An 18702-nucleotide genomic window follows, 5' to 3' on the forward strand; every position below is an offset into this window, starting at 1 on the left:
TGGTGACGATTCGCCTGTACGACACCAGCGCCCGGCAGATCCGTGACTTCACCCCGCTCATTCCGGGCTGTGTCTCGATCTACCTCTGTGGTGCCACCGTGCAGGCCGCACCGCACATCGGGCACATCCGGTCCGGTCTCAACTTCGACATCATGCGCCGCTGGTTCGAGCACCGCGGCTACGACGTGACGTTCATCCGCAACGTCACGGACATCGACGACAAGATCATCGCCAAGTCGGCCGAGCAGGGCCGCCCTTGGTGGTCGATCGGGTACGAGAACGAGCGCGCCTTCAACGACGGCTACGACGTACTCGGCTGCCTGCCGCCCACGTACGAGCCGCGCGCCACCGGGCACATCACCGAGATGGTCGAGATGATGCGCGGCCTCATCGAGCGCGGGCACGCCTACGAGGCCGACGGGAACGTCTACTTCGACGTGCGGTCGTACGACGGGTATCTGGCGCTGTCCAACCAGGAACTGGACAACCTCCAGCAGCCGTCCGGCGTCGGCGAGACCGGCAAGCGCGACCCGCGTGACTTCGCCATGTGGAAGACCGCCAAGCCCGGCGAGCCGACGTGGGAGACGCCCTGGGGGCGCGGCCGGCCCGGCTGGCACCTCGAGTGCAGCGCCATGGCCCACAAGTACCTGGGTCCCGCCTTCGACATCCACGGCGGCGGCCTCGACCTGATCTTCCCGCACCACGAGAACGAGATCGCGCAGGCCAAGGCGTTCGGCGACGAGTTCGCCAAGTACTGGGTGCACAACGCCTGGGTCACCATCGCCGGCGAGAAGATGGCGAAGTCCCTCGGGAACTCGGTGCTCGTCAGCGAGATGGTGAAGCACTGGCGGCCCATCGTGCTGCGCTACTACCTCGGCACCCCGCACTACCGCTCGATGATCGAGTACAGCGAAGAGGCCCTGCGCGAGGCCGAGTCGGCGTTCGCGCGCATCGAGGGCTTCGTGCAGCGAGTGGTGGAGAAGGCGGGGGGCGTCGTCGAGCCCGCCGCCGAGGTTCCGCCCGCCTTCGCAGAGGCGATGGACGACGACCTGGGCGTGCCGCAGGCGCTCGCCATCGTGCACACGACGGTCCGGCAGGGCAACAGCGCACTGGCCGCCGACGACAAGGAAGCCGCCGTGGCGCGCCTCGCCGAGGTCCGGGCCATGCTCGGCGTCCTCGGCCTCGACCCGCTCGACCCGCACTGGGCCGGCGAGAGCGACCGCGGCGAAGACCTGCACGGCGTCGTCGACACCCTCGTACGCCTCGTGCTCCAGCAGCGCGAAGCCGCGCGCGGCCGCAAGGACTGGGCCACCGCCGACGCGATCCGCGACCAGCTCAACCAGTCCGGGCTCGTCATCGAGGACGGCCCGCAGGGCCCGCGCTGGACACTCGGGCCACGCTGAACATCCCCCGGTCGACCCCCGTCGACCTTGATCGATTGTGCCGCCCGGCTCTCCGGGCGGCACACTGCATATACGTACGTACGCACGCGTCACGCTTTTCCCTGAGCGATGAGCAACGAGCAATGAGTAGAGACGGGTAGGTCATGGCCGCTAACAACCGCCGCATGTCCGGCAAGAAGGGCGCGCAGGTCGGCAGTGGCGGCCAGCGACGCCGGGGCCTGGAAGGCAAGGGCCCGACCCCGCCCGCCGAGGCGCGCAAGGGGCACAAGAAGAACCGCATCGCCGGCGCCAAGGCCAAGCAGGCCGTGCGCCGTCCCGCCCCCACCAGGGGACGCGGCGGCAAGGGCACGTCCGAGATGGTCGTCGGACGCAACCCCGTCGTGGAGGCGCTGCGCGAGGGCGTGCCCGCGGTGACGCTCTACGTGCAGCAGTTCATCGACAACGACGAGCGGGTGCGCGAGGCGCTGCAGCTCGTGGCTGACCGCGGCGGCATCCACCTCATGGAGGCGCCGCGCCCCGAGCTGGACCGGATGACCAACGGGCTCAACCACCAGGGCCTCGTCCTCCAGGTACCGCCGTACGAGTACGCGCACCCCGAGGACCTCGCCGCCGCCGCCTACGACGCCGGCGAGGACCCGCTGATCGTCGTCCTCGACGGCATCACGGACCCCCGGAACCTGGGCGCCATCGTCCGGTCCGCCACCGCCTTCGGCGGCCACGGCGTGGTCGTGCCCGAGCGGCGCGCGGCCGGCATGACCGCCGGTGCCTGGAAGACGTCCGCCGGCACCGCCGCCCGTACACCCGTCGCCCGCGCCACGAACCTGACGCGCACCCTGGAGGCGTACAAGAAGGCGGGCATCGCCGTCGTCGGTCTCGCCGCCGACGGTGAGGCCGAGGTCGGCGAGCTGGCGGCCCTCGGCGGTCCCGTCGTCATCGTCGTCGGCAGCGAGGGCAAGGGGCTGTCCCGGCTCGTCGGGGAGACCTGCGACTACCGGGTACGGATCCCGATGCCCGGCGGCGCCGAGTCGCTGAACGCCGGTGTCGCAGCGGGAGTTGTGCTCTACGAAGCGGCGCGGCGACGCGCCTGAACGCATGTGCGCGTAGTCACCCCCGTGGGCTAATCAGGATGTTCAGGTTGATGTTGACGCGGTCCGGACACATCGGCGCAGTCAAAGCAGTGTCCTAAACACACGTCACTCGGTTAGATGAGTGTGGACACCAGAACACCCCGCACACCCACGGGGGACCGCTCGTCGGGATTCGACGACGCTCCCGCGCTGAGCATGGTGAAGGTGCCGAGCGATCCGGCGCAGGTCATCGTCAATCATGCGAGCTTCCGCGTGCAGCTAGGCGCCCCACCGCGGAGCCAATCCCCGCGTATCGCGCGGCACTTGAGTTCCACCGACGACACCGCGCGCATCGCCGCCGTCGGTACGGCGGGCAGAACGGGCGCGGCCGGTGGGGCGGGCGCCACCGGTGGCCGCCGACGCGCCCCCGTCGTCTGGAGCGGGAAGTCCGCCCCGGACGACACCGGCGCCCACCGCCTGCTCCAAGCCGTGCGGAGCACCAGTGTCGGCCACGGCGCCCCCGCCCCGGCGGGCGACGCCGGAGCGACCCAGGTCATCCCGCGCATCGACGAACACCATGACTACGACGCCGACATGACCGTCGAAACCGTCGAGACGCCCATCGTCGGCAGCCAGCGCAGCCACGACTCCGGCGAGACCCGCCTGCTGCCGAACATGCGCTCGGTGGGCAGCGCGTACGACGAACCCGGTTACCCGGGCGAGGAGTTCGAGGAAGACCCCGAGCGCTTCGACGACGGCGACACCCCCGCCAGGCGGCACGGCGCCGACCCCGTGCGGCACGCCTACTACCCCGGCCGCCGGATGAACCTCGGCGTCGTCCTCCTCCCGCTGCGCGTCTTCCTCGGCTTCATCTCCATCTACGCCGGCATGGGCAAACTCTGCGACCCCGTCTACTTCGACGGCGGCGAGCGCGGCTCCATGGTCAAGTGGCTCAACACCCTGCACCCCTGGGAAGTCGCCGAGCCACTGCGGCAGTTCGCACTCCAGCACCCCGTCGGCGCCGGGCTCGTCATCGCCTTCCTCCAGGTCATCGTGGGCGTCCTCACGGTGCTCGGCCTGTGGCAGCGGGTCGCCGCCGTCGTCGGCGCGCTCCTGTCGGCCGCGCTCCTGCTCACCGTCAGCTGGAAGACGGTGCCCGCCTACGACGCGCCCGACATCATCTACCTCGCCGCCTGGTCCCCGCTGATCATCGCGGGCGCCCCCGTCTACTCCGTCGACGGACGCCTCGCAGGCGAGGCCTGGCGAACCCTCGGACCGCGCGCCGACATCTGGGACCTGCGCCGTCGCGTACTGCGCAGGGGCGCGCTCATCGCCTCCCTCGCCGTCGGCGTCACACTGCTCGTCGGCTCACTCCTCGGCGGAGCCGTCCGCGACGCCGACCGGATCGTCGTCCCCGGCCCCGGCGAGGCCCCGCGCAACGAACTGCCCGGCTCCCCGCTCCCCGAGACGCCCGGCAAGCGCAGCGACAAGCCCACCCCGTCGGCCTCCGAGGCACCCACCCAGGGCGCCGCCTCGGCCCCGCCGGACACGACGGCCACCACGCCGGGCGCGGCCCGCGACACCGGCACGGGCACCGCCACCAGCGGCCCCAGCCAGACCCAGGGCAGCAGCGGCCAGGCCCCGCCCCAGCAGTCCTCACCGGCCAACCAGGCGCCCAGCACCAGCGCGGGCCCGACGTCCAGCGGAGGCACGTCCAGCGGCGGCTCCACGGGCGGCTCGGGCTCGACGGGAGGCGGCTCCGACAGCGGCGGCTCCACCGGGCAGCCTGGGCTGGTGGGCGGCCTCCTGGGGTAACTCCCTCTGGACGACGGTACGAAGACGGGGCCCCGCACGATTCACGTGCGGGGCCCCGTCCTCGTAGCTCTGCAGGGGCCGCTCAACGCCCCAGCGCCGCAAGCTCCTTCGCCGCCTCCGTGAGGTCCTTCGCGGTGTCGATGGCGCGCCAGTAGGCGCCCTGCGGGAGCGAGAAGCCGGCCAGGCGGCGTTCGCGGGCCAGGTGCGGGAACGTGGTGCGCTCGTGGTCGCCGCGCTCGGGGAGCAGATCGGCGAACTCGGGGGAGAAGACGTACACGCCCGCATTGATCTCGTACTGGGTCGGCGGGGACTCGATGAAGTCCGTGATCCGTCCGAAGCCGTCCGTCTTCACGGCGCCCCACGGGATGCGCGGGCGGGCCAGCGCGAGGGTCGCGACGGCGTCGCGCTCGGTGTGGAAGTCCGCCATGTCGCGCAGCGAGAAACGGGTCCAGATGTCGCCGTTCGTCGCGAACCAGGGCCGGTCCGGGTGGGGGAGGTGAGCGGCGGCGTACTTGAGGCCGCCACCGCGGCCCAGGGGCTCCGACTCGACGACCGTCGTCACGTTCACCGGGAGGTCGGCGGAGTCCAGCCACTTCTGCAGGACCTCGGCGAGGTGACCGCAGCTGACGACCACATCGGTCACGCCCTCTTCGGCGAGCCAGGTCAGCTGATGGCCGATGATCGGGGTCCCCGTGCCGGGGATCTCGACCATCGGCTTGGGCCGGTCGTCGGTGTAGGGACGCAGCCGCGAGCCCTGACCGCCGGCCAGGACAACGGCTTGAACGGGGCGCGACGCGGCGTTCGGATCGGTCATGCCCGAACTGTACGTCGCACCCCGCTCGCGGCCTCGGTCCCCAACCGTTCCGTAACCGGCCGTACTTGAATGGTCGCCCTCGGCTCAGAAGTGCGTGGTCGCGACCCCCGAGGCGAAGGACGTGTCGCAGACCGGCCTGGCGAACGACTGGGCGCGCGTCGGGCCGTACGCACGGACCGCGGCGCGGCCCAGTGCGCGGGCGATGGAGACGCAGTGCTTCGCGAGCGACGGGCGGCCGTTCACCGCCTCCTGGAGGTGGGTGAGAGCGACGCCCGGGTTCTTCTCCTGGAGTTCCAGGAGGAGTTTGTCGCGCAGGATGTCCTGCGGGGTGCGGGACACAGCGCGAGTGGAGACATCCGCGGAGGACGCTTCGGCGGCGGTGAGCACCGAGTTCGAGGTGGTCCCCGACCAGTTGACTCGGGTGACCGCGAGGGTCCCGGAAAGTACCAGGACGACAGGCAGAACGAGGGCGAGGGTGCGGCCGACCCGACGGGCGGGGCCACGGCCACGCCGGGTCCGTTGGTTAGTGGTGGAGTGCTTCACGCGAGTGAGGGTAGCGCGGGGTGATGATTTGGCGACATTTAGTCACCGGTTCGGGGGATGGGGAAGCGGCGAATTTGGGGTACCGCGTTGACGTACACATATCGAAATGACCGGTCTGCCGGGGTATTTGTCGACATCGAAGAGGGCCCCGCAGCAGGCTGCGGGGCCCTCTTCGTCAACTTGGGTGAATTCACCCCGTACGGGGGTGTTGAACGGCCGTGGCTTGCCTCGGCCTTGCGGCCGCGGTGCCTCGGTCCGCCTCAGCCCGCCTCAGTCGGAGAGGCGCTCGCCCGTGGAGGTCGAGAACACGTGGAGCTCGCCCGGACGCGGCACGACGTGCAGCGTGGAGCCCTTCTCCGGGACCGCACGGCCGCTGACGCGGACGACCAGGTCCGTGGGCTTGTCGTCGACCTTCGCGGTGCCGTAGACGTAGCCGTCGGCGCCGAGCTCCTCGACGACGTTCACGGAGACGGCCAGGCCGGCCGGGGCGTCCTCGGTGTCCTTCGTCAGGGACTTGGCGGCCTCGCCGTTGTGCTCGACGATGTCGAAGTGCTCCGGGCGGACGCCGACCGTGACGGTGCGGTCACCGCGGTCGGCCGCGGTGGACAGCGCCTCACGGCTGACCGGCACCACGCTGTTGCCGAACTTCACACCGCCGTCGGTGATCGGGACCTCGACGAGGTTCATCGCCGGGGAACCGATGAACCCGGCGACGAAGAGGTTGTTCGGCCGGTCGTACATGTTGCGCGGCGAGTCGACCTGCTGGAGCAGGCCATCCTTCAGCACGGCCACCCGGTCGCCCATGGTCATGGCCTCGACCTGGTCGTGGGTGACGTACACCGTGGTGATGCCGAGACGGCGCTGCAGCGACGCGATCTGCGTACGGGTGGAGACGCGGAGCTTGGCGTCGAGGTTCGACAGCGGCTCGTCCATGAGGAACACCTGCGGCTCACGCACGATGGCGCGACCCATCGCCACACGCTGGCGCTGACCACCGGAGAGGGCCTTCGGCTTACGCGCCAGGTAGTCCGTGAGGTCGAGGATCTTCGCCGCGTCCTCCACCTTCTGGCGGATCTCGGCCTTGTTGACGCCGGCGATCTTGAGCGCGAAGCCCATGTTGTCGGCGACCGTCATGTGCGGGTACAGCGCGTAGTTCTGGAACACCATGGCGATGTCCCGGTCCTTGGGCGGCAGGTGCGTGACGTCACGGTCACCGATGTGGATCGAGCCGGCGTTGACGTCCTCGAGACCCGCGAGCATCCGCAGGGAGGTCGACTTTCCACAGCCGGAGGGACCGACGAGGACGAGGAACTCGCCGTCCGCGACATCGAGCTCGAGCTGGTCGACGGCGGGCTTGTCGCCACCCGGGTAAATGCGGGTCGCCTTGTTGAACGAGACAGTGGCCATGGTGAGGGCCCCCTTCACCGGCAGGAACGTGCCGGACGATCCGTAGTGGAAGGTGGTGTTCCGGCACGGGAGGACCCACGCCGGTGGTGTAGTCCACAAGAGTGAACTGGCCGCGACGGTACCCGGCGTTTGCCTGTTCTGTCAGTAGGTGGGGGGTTGTGAATTTCGCGGAAATTTTCGAGGGGGCAGAGCAGCTCACTTTTGACCACACCTCGGCCAAGGGCAGAGCAGGGTCCTTTTGACCTTGTGCCAAGGCTTCCTGCTTCATCGCCCACTGCCGACCACACACAGCCCTGGCGAGCTGCGCCCGATCGGTCTGACACGGGCTCCACAGGCATTCCGGCCGACGGCCCGTCGGTCCGTACAGCGCCAGCCGCTCCTACGCGGCCAGCGAGCAGTCCTCCAGCTCCGACGCCTTGATCACCGTCGGTACCTTCTTCGCGGGCGGCAGCCCGGCTGCCACCAGCCAGTACAGCCGCATCCCCTCGTCCCGGAGGTTCACGGCGGCATTCACATCCCGGTCATGGACGACCCCGCACTCGGCGCACGTCCACTCCCGGACCGAGATGTCCAACTTCGGACCCTTGGTATGACAGGCGGAGCACCGTCGCGTCGACGGGAAGAAGCGGTCGACGATCACCAGACTCCGGCCATACCACTCGCACTTGTAGCGCAGCTGCCGCAGCAACTCGCCCCACGCGGCGTCGATAATCGCCTGGTTCAGCTTCGCTTTCCGCCGCCTCCCCTTGCCCCGTGCCGCACGCAACAGAGTCACTACGGACAGGTCCTCCACCACGAGCACTTGGTTCTCGCGCACGAGGCGGGTGGTCAACTGGTCCAGCATGTCCCTGCGTACGTCACTGATGAGCGAGTAGAGGCGCGCGATCTTCCGCCTTACCTTGTCCCGGTTCTTCGATCCCCTCACCTTCTTGTGCAGCTCCCGCTGCAACCGCGCCAGCTTCTCCGCGTAGCGTTTCAGCAGACGCGGATGATCGATCTTCGTTCCGTCGTCCAGAGTCACGAGCGAAGCCAGACCCAGATCCAGCCCCACCGCCTTCGGCGCCCGCGAATCCGACTCGAACACGGCGGGCAGCGGCTCTAACAGCTCCTCCACCAGCGTGGACACGAAGTACCGTCCGGCCCGATCCCGCGTCACCGACAAACGCACCGGAACAACCCCCGAGGGAAGCTCTCGCGACCAGCGAATGTCCAACGGCTGCGACTGCTTCGCCAACGTGATGAGACCCGTGCCCGGCCGCTCCGGATCCTCCACCCACTTGAAACCGGTCCGGACGTAGGTCGCCGTATCCCGCGAACGGCCCTTCTTCTTCCGCTTCGGATACCTCGCCGAGCCCTTGAAGAACCGCGAATACGCCTGATCCAGATGCCGCAGCGACTGCTGAAGCACAGTCGACGACACCTCCGTTAGCCACGCCGTCCCCTCCGACCGCTTCCAGCCGGTCAAGGCCCGGCAGGTCTCAGCGAAACCGACATTTACCCGGTGCTGCTCCCAGGCCCCGGAACGCAGGGTCAACCCCTCGTTGTAGACCCAACGGCAGGCACCGAACGTCCGCTGCAACTGCTCGGCCTGCTCCTCGGTCGGATAGAAGCGGAAGCGGTACAGACGGTGATGGGAGTCCGGCTTCTTGGCGTGCGCCTTCAAGGGAGCCGCCTTGCGCGTGTGGTGCTTACGGCGGTCGCCGATACCGAGGTCCTCGCGCTTGATGCGCTTGGCCTCCTCGCCCTTCACCGCTTCCGGCTTCGGCTTCTCGACCGGCTCCCCCATGAATCCCTCCCCGACGATCCGATCTTCGGAACAGCACGTCAGAGCGATCAACGAACGGGTGCTCGGATGGTTACGCGCGGCTTTTCGAGGCGAGTGTGAGTCACGAACCTTGTGGCTTGGGGAAACGGGCTCTGTGTACAGTGGAGCCGCCTTCGCGTGCGGCGTTGTAGTGCGCGGTGCCCCCTTAGCTCAGCTGGCCAGAGCATTCCCCTTGTAAGGGAAGGGTCGTCGGTTCGAATCCGACAGGGGGCTCCACCCGGGATCAGGTCAGACGGTGTCTGACCTGGTCCTTTGTTTTGTCGTACGGGTGGTCGGCGGCCTCGGGTGAAGGGCCGGGCAGGTCCTAGCCGTCCACCTCGTACTGCCCGACCTCCAGGAAGTAGCGCATCTCTTCCGGGGTGCCCTCTATCGCCTCTTCGGCTGCCGCGCGCAGGGCTGCGCTGATGTTGGGGTTGGCCAGGATCGTGGCGATGGCTACTCGGTCGTCCTCGGCCTGGGCGAGTGCTCGGCCGGTTTCCAGGAAGTAGGTCCTGTCTGCGGCGGTGCCGTCCAGGGCCTTGTTGGCCTCTCTGCGTACGGCCTTGCCGGTGGTGGGGTCGGCCAGGATCTTGACTATGGCGAAGGAGTTGTCCTCGTCCTGGGCTATCCAGCGGCCCGTTTCCAGGAAGTAGCGCATGTCCTCGGCGGTGCCGTCGAGGGCCTCCTGGGCCTCTCTGGCCACGGCCTTGCCGGTGCTTTCGTCCGCCAGGATGCGGGCGATCTCGATGCGGAGTTCCTCGTCCGTCATCGAGTCGTACGGCGACTCCGTGGCGGCCGTCGTGGCCGACGCTGCGACGGGTGAGGTCGTGGTGTCGGCGGCGAAGGTCGGTGTGGAGAGCAGCAGGGCCGGGGCCAGTGCGCCCGCGGTCACTATGAGTGCCGCACGGGTCAGTTTCATGTGTTCCATCCCCCAGTGGTTTAAGAGTGGCCGGCTGTTCGTCGCCGGCGGGGGAGATCGTTTCAAGGGGCGATATCGCGACACAAGATTGGAATCGGCAGTCATCGTGACCCGTTCGCTGCCGACTGGGCGTTCTTGACGTCGTGTTGGGAGGTAGTGGTGTCCGGCATCAAGGGCGCGTAAATGCTGCCGGGTTCCGGCAATGCGGCGGGTGCTGGTGGCGGGTCAGGATGGGAGGGCAGAAACGGGGGGACGGATGGACCTCCGGTGCCGGAGCGTCGACGGGGGAGACGCCGGCACCGGGGGTCAACCCCGTTGAGTGGCAAGGGTGATGGGAGGCGGCCCTCGGATGGATCGCGTCGTCGTTGGTCGGCGTACCGCACGGCGGTGAGGGTTCTGCCGTCGCCCGGGGGGCCGTTCGGGCTGCCGTATCCCGGCAGTGAGCCCATGCCCCGTCGGGTCGCGCCACAGCCCCATGCGTTAGAAAGGCGTCAACGGCTCATCAGGAATCCGGGGGCGCAGATGACGGGGCGGGGCATACCCGAGGAGTTTCTGGACGGGTATGCGCGGATCCTTGCCGATGCCTCCGCGACCGGTCGTCGGCTGACCCGTGACGAGCTGGACTCGCGCCGGGCGTTGGGTGAGCGGGCGGCTGAGGCGGGGTACGGGCTGCGTGCTCTCGTTGTTGCGCACCTTGCCGCTACTCGTGTCCACTGGCCGGCCGCCGCTTCCGACAGCACGCTGGCTGCGGTGGAGCAGGCCGTCGATGCCGTCGCCGAGGGCTATGAGCGTGCGCAACTCCTTGCCGTACGCCAGGAGGAGGCCGCGCGTCGGGAGTTCATCGACGATCTGCTGTACGGGCGCAGTGACTTGGGCCTGCTTGCCGAGCGGGCCGAACGTTTCGGGCTGCGTCTGTCGCACGCGCATGCCGTCGCCGTGGCGCAGGGTGATTCCGGGTACGACGAGGGGGACACCGTGCCGCGCGAGGTGGAGCGTGCGCTGATCGGCCGGTTCGGTGAGCGCAGCATCCTGGTGACGACCAAGGACGGGCGCCTGGTGTGCATCGCGCCGGGCGACCAGGACGACGTGCTCTCCTACTTCGCGAAGCAGGCGTACGCCGTCATGGACGGAGGGCAGGTCGCCATCGGCCGGCCCCAGCCCGGTCCCGGCGGGGTCGTCCACTCGTACGAGGAGGCCCTGAACGCTCTCGACCTGGCCGAGCGCCTGGAACTCGACAGCCCCGTGCTGCGCGCCGCCGACCTGCTCGTCTACCCGGTCCTCACCCGCGACCGGCAGGCCATGGCAGACCTGGTCCTCAGTACCCTTGGCCCCCTTCGGCAGGCCCGCGGCGGTGCTCAGCCGCTGCTCGACACCCTCACCGCGTACTTCGAGTCCGGCTGTGTCGCCGCGGAGGCGGCCCGGCGTCTGTCGCTCAGCGTCCGTGCCCTCACCTACCGGCTGGACCGTATCCACAAGCTCACCGGCGCGAGTCCGGCCGACCCGGTGAACCGCTACACGCTCCAGACCGCGGTCATCGGGGCCCGGTTGCTGGACTGGCCGGCGAAGGAGTTCTGAGTTCACGGAGTGGGCCGCGTCTCCACCCGAGTCAGCCCCGCCCCCGCGAATCCAGCAGCGTCCTTGCGATGGCTAGCTGCTCCGCGACCAAGCCGAGCCCGTCCTCCACCCGCCACAGCGAGTTCTGCAGCACCCGCCCCAGCGTCCAGGCCCGCGCCCGCTCGCGGTCGGCGCCCAGCGTCTCCGTCATCAGGTCGAAGCGGCGTAGCAGGTGTCCCTCCTCGAAGCGGCTCCAGAGTGCGGGCAGGAGTTCGAAGCCGGGGTCTCCGGCGAGTGGCTTGGGGTCGATGGCCAGCCAGGGTTCGCGGTCGGCCGCGAGGATGTTCTCGAAGTGCAGGTCCCAGTGCAGGAGCCGGTCTCCCGGCTCGTCGGCGACCTCGCGAAGCGCGGCGGCGCAGTCCCGCAGCAGCCGTTGGTCGTCCTCGTCGTGCAGAGCATCGAGCACTGCCGGCAGTCGGTCGAACATGCCCGCGGTCAGATCGCCGAGCCGTCGCAGCCCCGTGGGGGCCGGCACGGACGTCAGCCGTGTGAGGAGGTCCGCGAGGATCCCGGTCGCCTTCATCACATCCGGTACGGCGGCCAGTGGGCGGTTCTCGTCGAGGCGTTCCAGGAGCAGCGTGCCGGAGTCCGGGTCGTAGTCGAGGAGGTGGACGGCGCCGTCGCCGCCCCAGGTGCGCAGGGCGAGCGCCTCACCGGCCGTCTCGTCGTCGAGGTTCTGGAGTTTCAGCGCTGCCCGGGTTCCGTCGGCGCGTACCACCGGCAGGACGACCGAGGCCCGTCCGCTCATCGGCCGGCCCTCCTGCCGGAGGCCCCAGCGCTCGAGAAACTCCGTTCCCCGTTCCAGCAGCCGGACGTCCCACACCACGACAATCACCCCATGAGTCGAGTTTCGCGTGCCGCCCGGTCGTACATCGGCCGTGCCCCGGGAACGTACATCTGGCTGGCGATCCTCTTCATCACGACCGTGGCGATGCACCACATGTCGCCGGAGTTCGAGGAGGAGTTCCTGCGGCAGCGGTCCACCAACATCCATGAGTTGTCGAGCAATCCGGTGCGGGTGCTTTTCTCCAGTGCGATGTGGATCGATGGCGGGCATTGGCTGCCGTACGCCGTTCTGTACACCGTGTTCCATGCGCAGGCGGAGCACTGGCTGGGTACGGCGCGGTGGCTGGTGGTGTGTGTGGCCGCGCATGTGCTGGCGACGTTGATCAGTGAGGGGGCGCTGCTCCTTGCGATCCGGCACGGGGTGGCGCCGCATTCGGCGGTCAACACCCTGGACATCGGGGTGAGTTACGCGCTGGCGGGGGTGATCGCGGTGCTGACGTACCGGATCGCGGCGCCCTGGAGGTACCCGTATGTGGTGGTCGTGCTGGTCGTGTACGGGGTGCCGCTGGTGACCGGCCGTACCTTCACCGATCTCGGGCATTTCACCTCGGTGCTGATCGGTCTGGGCTGTTATCCGCTGGTCAGGGGGCGCGGAAAAGCATGGAATCCGAAGGAGACAGTGGCCGCCCTCAGGGGTTAGCGTCCCGGCATGAGCAGCAGCACGGTCAATGGTGGCATCTCCTTCTGGTACGCGGACGACGGCTTTCCCGCGCCGCGTGAGCCCCTGCCCGGTGACGCCTCCGCGGACGTCGTCATCGTCGGCGGTGGCTACACGGGTCTGTGGACCGCGTACTACTTGAAGAAGGCGGCGCCCTTCCTGCGGATCACCGTCCTGGAGCAGAAGTTCTGCGGGTACGGAGCGTCGGGGCGCAACGGCGGCTGGCTGTACAACGGCATCGCGGGGCGGGACCGGTACGCGAAGCTGCACGGCCAGGAGGCGGCCGTACGCCTTCAGAGGGCCATGAACGAGACGGTCGGTGAGGTGGTGCGGGTTGCCGCCGAGGAGGGCATCGAGGCTGATGTTCACCAGGGTGGTGTGCTCGAAGTGGCGTACACCCCGGCGCAGTTGGCGCGGTTGAAGGCCTTCCATGAGCACGAGTTGTCGTACGGGGAGAAGGACCGCGAGTTGTACGGCGCGGTGGAGACCGCCGAGCGGATCCGGGTCGCGGACGCGGTGGGGTCCACGTGGACGCCGCACGGGGCGCGGCTGCATCCCGTGAAGCTGGTCAAGGGGCTGGCCGCCGCGGTCGAGGCGTTGGGCGTGACGATTCATGAGCAGACGCCGGTCACGGAGATCCGGCCGAAGCATGCGGTGACTCCGTACGGCACGGTCCGGGCGCCGTACGTGCTGCGCTGCACGGAGGGCTTCACGGCGTCCCTCAAGGGTCAGAAGCGGACCTGGCTGCCCATGAACTCGTCGATGATCGCGACGGAGCCGTTGACCGCGGAGCAGTGGGAGGCCATCGGCTGGGAGGGGCGGGAGACCCTGGGCGACATGGCGCACGCGTACATGTACGCCCAGCGCACCGCCGACGGCCGGATCGCGCTCGGCGGCCGCGGATTCCCGTACCGCTTCGGGTCGCGCACCGACAACGACGGCCGTACGCAGCCGGCGACCGTCGAGGCACTGCGCGAGATCCTCGTCCGCTTCTTCCCGTCCCTCACCGGGGTGGGGGTGGAGTACGCCTGGTCGGGCGTGCTCGGTGTGCCGCGCGACTGGTGCGCGACGGTGACCCTGGACCGTTCTACGGGGCTCGGCTGGGCCGGCGGGTACGTCGGTTCCGGTGTCGCCACCACCAACCTCGCCGCCCGTACCCTGCGCGACCTCGTCCAGCAGGACTCCGGGCAGTCGGGCGCCACGGAGCTGACCGGGCTGCCCTGGGTCAACCACAAGGTGCGCAAGTGGGAGCCGGAGCCGTTCCGCTGGATCGGGGTGCACGGGATGTACGCCACCTACCGCACGGCCGACCGGCGCGAACTGACCACGCACAGCGCGGAGTCGTCGCGGTTGGCGCGGGTGGCTGATCGGGTGGCGGGGCGGCACTGACCCCGTGCCCCGGGGGGACTGAAACCCGTTGGGTCCGGCCCGCGCCCGTATGTGAAACTGCGGCCATGATTCGCCCAGCCACCCCCGCCGATGTCCCCGTCATCCACGCCCTGGTGCGTGAACTCGCCGAGTACGAGAAGGCGCTGGAGGAGGCGCGGGCCTCTCAGGAGCAGTTGCGGGAGGCGCTGTTCGGGGAGCGGCCGGCCGCGTTCGCGCATGTCGCCGAGGACGCGGCGGGGGAGGTGGTCGGGTTCGCGCTGTGGTTCCTGAACTTCTCGACGTGGCGCGGGGTGCACGGGATCTACCTGGAGGACCTGTACGTACGGCCCGAGGCGCGCGGCGGTGGGCACGGGAAGGCGCTGCTGACCGAGCTGGCGCGGATCTGTGTGGAGCGCGGGTACGAGCGCCTGGAGTGGTCGGTGCTGAACTGGAACCAGCCGTCCATCGAGTTCTACGAGGCGCTGGGCGCGCGGCCGCAGGACGAGTGGACGGTGTACCGGCTGACGGATGCCGCGCTCGCGACACTTGGTTCACGGGACTGACTGGGCTCCAAGGGACCGACTGGTTCAAGGGACCGACTGGTTCAAGGGACTGACTCGGGGACCGGGGCTGCCGTGGTCGCCGCGTACTTGGGGGCCTTCGCGGTGACCATGAGGCCCGCGATCAGGCCGGCCAGGAGCAGGACGGCGACGGCCCACCAGAGGGCGACGGTGTAGCCGTGGACGATGCCCTGGCGGGTGATCAGCTCCCGTTGGGCGGGGTCGGTCAGATGGGCGGCGATGTACGCCGTGCCGCTGGTGGTGGCGATGGTGTTCAGCAGCGCCGTACCGATCGAACCGCCCACCTGCTGCGAGGTGTTGACGGTCGCGGAGGTCACGCCCGCGTCCTGTGGGGCGACTCCGGCGGTGGCGGTGGCGAAGACCGGCATGAAGGTCAGGCCCATGCCGAGGCCGGTGAGGAGCAGGCCGGGCAGCAGGTGGGTCGCGTAGGCGGAGTCGACGGTGAGCTGGGTGAAGACCAGCATGCCGGAGGCGGCGATGATCATGCCGGGGACCATCAGGGTGCGGGGCGCCACGTGGTTCATCAGCCGGGCGGAGATCTGCGTCGAGCCGATGATGATCGCGGCCGTCATGGGGAGGAAGGCCAGGCCCGTCTTCACGGGGGAGTAGCCGAGGATGACCTGGAGGTAGTAGGTCATGAAGAGGAACATGCCGAACATGCCGATGACGGCGAGCCCCATCGTCAGGAAGCAGCCGGCGCGGTTGCGGTCCTTGACGATGTGCAGGGGGAGGAGCGGGCTCGGGGCCCTGGTCTGCCACCACACGAAGGTCGTGAGGAGTACGACGCCCGCCGCGAAGAGGCCCAGGACTAGTGAGTCCGTCCAGCCTCGCGGCTGGGCCTCGCTGAACCCGTAGACGATGGCGACCAGGCCGCCGCAGCCCATCAGCGCACCGGGTACGTCGAGACGCGCACCCTTGTTTCCCGGGCGGTCCTGCAGCAGCGCGAACGCGCCGAAGACCGCGATGACGGCGATGGGGACATTGACGTACAGGCACCAGCGCCAGTCCAGGTACTCGGTCAGTACGCCGCCGAGGATGAACCCGATCGCGGATCCCGAGCCGGCCAGGGCGCCGTAGATCCCGAAGGCCTTTCCGCGCTCCTTCGGGTCGGTGAACGTGGTCGTGAGGAGGGACAGCGCGGAGGGGGCGAGTACGGCGGCGAAGACGCCCTGGAGCGCGCGGGCGGCGAAGAGCATGCCCGAGCCGGTGGCCGCGCCGCCGAGTGCGGAGGCGGCGGCGAAGCCGATGAGCCCGACGATGAAGGTGCGCTTGCGGCCGACGAGGTCGGCGATGCGGCCGCCGAGCAGGAGCAGCCCGCCGAAGGCCAGGGTGTACGCGGTGATGACCCACTGGCGGTTGCCGTCGGACATGTTCAGATCGCTCTGTGCGGAGGGGAGAGCGATGTTCACGATGGTCGCGTCGAGGACGACCATCAGCTGGGCGAGAGCGATGATCACTAGGGCCCACCAGCGGCGGGGGTCGGCGCCCGCCGGTACGCCCGGTTCACCTGTCCGGGTGACGTTCACCCGGTCAGAAGACCATGAATCCGGGTGTATCGCATCTCCGGTCCGCTGGTCGCTCTCTCCGGTCTTGTGGCCCATGTCTCCGGTCCTGTGGTCGCTGTCTCCGGTCCTGTGGTGATTCACGGCTCCAGCACCACCTTGCCGACCGTGGCCCGGTTCTCCAGGGCGCGGTGGGCGGCAGCCGCCTCGGCGAGCGGGAAGCGTGTCACGGCCGGGGTCAGACGGCCCGCGGCGGCCTGGCTGAGGGAGCGGAGTTCCAGGGTCTGGACGGGGTTGGGGCCGCCCGCCCTCCGCATCATCTCGGGACCGAGGACCTCCTGGGAGACGCCCTCGACGAGCAGCGGGGTGCCGTTGTGCAGGCCCTCGGCGGACCAGCCGAAGACGAGGTGCGTGCCGCCGGGACCCAGGAGCGCGACGGACTTGCGGGCCGTGTCGCCGCCCACGCCGTCGAAGACGACGGTCGCCTCTCTGCCGCCGAGGAAGGCGCGGACCTTCTCCGGCCAGTCCGAGTCTTTGTAGTCGACGGCCAGGTCGGCGCCGTTCTTCTCCACCCGGGCCACCTTCTCCGGGCCGCCCGCGAGCCCGATCACGGTGGCACCCGCGTGTTTCGCGTACTGCACGAGCAGGGTGCCGATGCCGCCCGCGGCCGCCAGGATCACGGCCACGGAGTCGGGGCCGAGCTCGGCGAACTGGAGGATCCCCATCGTCGTACGCCCGGTGCCGATCATCGCGACGGCCTGCGCGAAGTCCAGGTTGCCGGGGATCTCGTGGAGGCGGTCGACGTCGGTGACGGCGAGTTCGGCGTAACCGCCCGGGGCGAAGCCGAGGTGTGCGACCACGCGCTTGCCGAGCCAGAGTCCGGCGACACCCTCGCCGAGGGACTCGACGGTTCCGGCGACCTCGCGGCCGGGGATCGTGGGCAGGGCGGGCAGCTCCGGGAGCGGGCCCCGCAGGCCCTCCCGGATCGCGGTGTCGAGAAGGTGTACGCCCGCCGCGGCGACGGCGATACGGACCTGGCCCGGGCCCGGTCGGGGGTCCTCGGTCCGCTCGTACGAGAGGTTCTCGGCCGGGCCGAAGGCGTGCTGGCGGATGGCGTGCATGGGAGCTCCTCGGAGTCGTCGTACAGCCAGCCTCTGACCTCAAGCATGCTTGAGGTCAAGGCGTTCCCGGATCCTGAGGGCCAGAGTCACGGCTTCGAGCGCGCTGTTGAAGGAGACCTCCGAGAGCACGCCGGGGGCGGCGACCTGGTCGCCCGCGAGGTAGACGCCGTCGCCGCGGTCGATGGCCGGCCGGTCGCGCCAGCTCGTGCCGGGCAGGTCCACCGCGCCGGTACGCCCGTTCGCGGTGGCCTCGCTCCGCCAGGTCACGCGCTCGCGCCAGCCGTCGAAGGCGAGGTCGAGCAGGTGCTCGGCGCGGGCGATCCCGTCGGCCCGGGACTCGTGCGGGGCGATCGGGATCTGCCCCTGGACGAGCTGCTCCCCGGCCGGGGCGAGGGTGCGGTCCTGCGCGGTGAAGCGTTCGATCCAGCCCGGCGCGTCCAGGTCGGAGACGGCGAACGCGTCGCCGCGCCGGGTGCGGACGGCCACGTCGAGGAGGGCGGTACGGCCGCTCGTCCAGGTCAGCGAGTCGTCCCTGAGGAGGCGGCGGGCGGAGTCGAGGGAGGTCGCGACGATGACGGGGCCGTCCTGGGGCAGCGCGTCGACCCTCGACAGAGTCTCCATCCGGACACCGAGATTCCAGGCGCGGGCCGCCATCCGGTCGATGACGGACGCCCAGCCACCCCGCGGATAGTGCGCCTCCGGCGGCAACTTCGTGGCACGGCGCAGGCGTTCCTGCACGAAGGCCGCGGAGAGGGAGCCGGGGTCGTGGTGGAAGAGGGCGACGGCGGAGTAGTGCGCCGCGGCCAAAGCGCCCTCCTCGCCCGCCTGTTCCGTCGCCCAGGTCATGAAGTCGACGTCCACGGGCGCCTGTCGGGATGTACGGCGCAGGAGCTTGAGCATCGCGAAGGGCGGGGTGCGGCGCAGAGCGCCCTTGTGGTGGAGCCTGAGGCGGGCCGCTTCCAGAGGCGGGATCGGGGCGAGCGGCCCGAGCAGGTTCCGCTGCCTGAGCCAGCTCCAGTGCGGGCCGCCGCTGTACAGGGCGTGCGGGCCTTCGTTGGTCTTGTAGGGGCCCTCGGAGGTGCGGGCCCGGCCGCCGAGCGTGTGGTGGGCCTCGTACACGGTGACCTTGGCGCCGGTCTCGGCGGCGGTGACAGCGGCGGTGAGTCCGGCGAAGCCGCCGCCGATGACGGTGATGTGGGGCATGGCTGGGGTCTCCCTCTGCTCCGGGTGCGCTGCCTCT

General features: G+C 69.7%; 15 protein-coding genes, 1 tRNA gene and 1 pseudogene. 8 read left to right on the forward strand and 9 right to left on the reverse strand.

Annotation, left to right across the window (positions count from 1 at the left end):
• Positions 1 to 2: 2 nt before the first annotated feature.
• From cysS to OG246_RS11095, 3 genes are all read left to right on the forward strand, one after another.
• Positions 3 to 1403: a cysteine--tRNA ligase gene (gene cysS, locus OG246_RS11085; RefSeq protein ID WP_266459448.1), complete on the forward strand. Its 1401-nt coding sequence runs from the start codon at positions 3 to 5 to the stop codon at positions 1401 to 1403.
• Positions 1404 to 1546: 143 nt separating this feature from the next.
• Complete coding sequence (gene rlmB, locus OG246_RS11090; RefSeq protein ID WP_266459450.1) at positions 1547 to 2491, forward strand: 23S rRNA (guanosine(2251)-2'-O)-methyltransferase RlmB; 945 nt, start codon at positions 1547 to 1549, stop codon at positions 2489 to 2491.
• Between the two features lie 117 nt (positions 2492 to 2608).
• A complete protein-coding gene (locus OG246_RS11095) occupies positions 2609 to 4285 on the forward strand; it encodes a DoxX family protein (RefSeq protein WP_266459451.1) in 1677 nt (558 codons plus the stop codon).
• Positions 4286 to 4367: 82 nt separating this feature from the next.
• Here OG246_RS11095 and OG246_RS11100 read toward each other — a convergent pair whose 3' ends face one another.
• The 4 genes from OG246_RS11100 to OG246_RS11115 form a co-directional block, all read right to left on the reverse strand.
• Positions 4368 to 5099 carry a nucleotidyltransferase family protein gene (locus OG246_RS11100; RefSeq protein ID WP_266459453.1) on the reverse strand — a complete coding sequence of 244 codons (732 nt, stop codon included), beginning with the start codon at positions 5097 to 5099 and terminating at the stop codon, positions 4368 to 4370.
• Positions 5100 to 5183: 84 nt separating this feature from the next.
• A complete protein-coding gene (locus tag OG246_RS11105) occupies positions 5184 to 5642 on the reverse strand; it encodes a hypothetical protein (protein ID WP_266459454.1) in 459 nt (152 codons plus the stop codon).
• Positions 5643 to 5912: 270 nt separating this feature from the next.
• Positions 5913 to 7049 (reverse strand): ABC transporter ATP-binding protein, encoded by a 1137-nt coding sequence (locus tag OG246_RS11110; protein ID WP_266459456.1) that lies wholly within the window; start codon positions 7047 to 7049, stop codon positions 5913 to 5915.
• Between the two features lie 379 nt (positions 7050 to 7428).
• The gene (locus OG246_RS11115) at positions 7429 to 8835 is read right to left on the reverse strand and encodes an RNA-guided endonuclease TnpB family protein (RefSeq protein ID WP_266464090.1); all 1407 of its coding nucleotides are present in this window, start codon (positions 8833 to 8835) and stop codon (positions 7429 to 7431) included.
• A gap of 178 nt (positions 8836 to 9013) precedes the next feature.
• Here OG246_RS11115 and OG246_RS11120 point away from each other — a divergent pair.
• Positions 9014 to 9090 (forward strand) — tRNA-Thr (locus OG246_RS11120).
• A gap of 88 nt (positions 9091 to 9178) precedes the next feature.
• On the opposite strand, the gene OG246_RS11125 is transcribed toward OG246_RS11120, so the two are convergent.
• Entirely contained in the window at positions 9179 to 9772 is a 594-nt protein-coding gene (locus tag OG246_RS11125; RefSeq protein ID WP_266459457.1) for an ALF repeat-containing protein, read from the reverse strand.
• Positions 9773 to 10294: 522 nt separating this feature from the next.
• Here OG246_RS11125 and OG246_RS11130 point away from each other — a divergent pair.
• Complete coding sequence (locus OG246_RS11130) at positions 10295 to 11347, forward strand: CdaR family transcriptional regulator (protein ID WP_266459467.1); 1053 nt, start codon at positions 10295 to 10297, stop codon at positions 11345 to 11347.
• 31 nt (positions 11348 to 11378) lie between these two features.
• On the opposite strand, the pseudogene OG246_RS11135 reads toward OG246_RS11130, so the two are convergent.
• Positions 11379 to 12173: pseudogene (locus OG246_RS11135) on the reverse strand (aminoglycoside phosphotransferase family protein); the annotation flags it as partial.
• A 51-nt stretch (positions 12174 to 12224) separates the two neighbouring features.
• Between OG246_RS11135 and OG246_RS11140 the strand changes: the two are divergent.
• From OG246_RS11140 to OG246_RS11150, 3 genes are all read left to right on the forward strand, one after another.
• Positions 12225 to 12872, forward strand: coding sequence for a rhomboid-like protein (locus OG246_RS11140; RefSeq protein ID WP_266459470.1), 648 nt, complete (start codon positions 12225 to 12227; stop codon positions 12870 to 12872).
• A gap of 9 nt (positions 12873 to 12881) precedes the next feature.
• On the forward strand, positions 12882 to 14279 hold the full coding sequence (locus OG246_RS11145) for an FAD-binding oxidoreductase (RefSeq protein WP_266459472.1): 1398 nt from the start codon (positions 12882 to 12884) through the stop codon (positions 14277 to 14279).
• 65 nt (positions 14280 to 14344) lie between these two features.
• The gene (locus tag OG246_RS11150; RefSeq protein WP_266459475.1) at positions 14345 to 14821 is read left to right on the forward strand and encodes a GNAT family N-acetyltransferase; all 477 of its coding nucleotides are present in this window, start codon (positions 14345 to 14347) and stop codon (positions 14819 to 14821) included.
• A gap of 41 nt (positions 14822 to 14862) precedes the next feature.
• Here the strand turns inward: OG246_RS11150 and OG246_RS11155 are convergent, their stop codons facing one another.
• The 3 genes from OG246_RS11155 to OG246_RS11165 all read right to left on the reverse strand — a co-directional run bounded on the left by OG246_RS11155 (position 14863) and on the right by OG246_RS11165 (position 18665).
• A complete protein-coding gene (locus OG246_RS11155) occupies positions 14863 to 16296 on the reverse strand; it encodes an MFS transporter (protein WP_323178316.1) in 1434 nt (477 codons plus the stop codon).
• Positions 16297 to 16481: 185 nt separating this feature from the next.
• Positions 16482 to 17462, reverse strand: coding sequence for a zinc-binding dehydrogenase (locus OG246_RS11160; RefSeq protein WP_266459477.1), 981 nt, complete (start codon positions 17460 to 17462; stop codon positions 16482 to 16484).
• Between the two features lie 39 nt (positions 17463 to 17501).
• The gene (locus OG246_RS11165; RefSeq protein WP_266459479.1) at positions 17502 to 18665 is read right to left on the reverse strand and encodes an NAD(P)-binding protein; all 1164 of its coding nucleotides are present in this window, start codon (positions 18663 to 18665) and stop codon (positions 17502 to 17504) included.
• Positions 18666 to 18702: the final 37 nt, after the last annotated feature.

The organism is Streptomyces sp. NBC_00620 (assembly GCF_026341825.1).
In the GTDB taxonomy this organism is placed as follows: domain Bacteria; phylum Actinomycetota; class Actinomycetes; order Streptomycetales; family Streptomycetaceae; genus Streptomyces.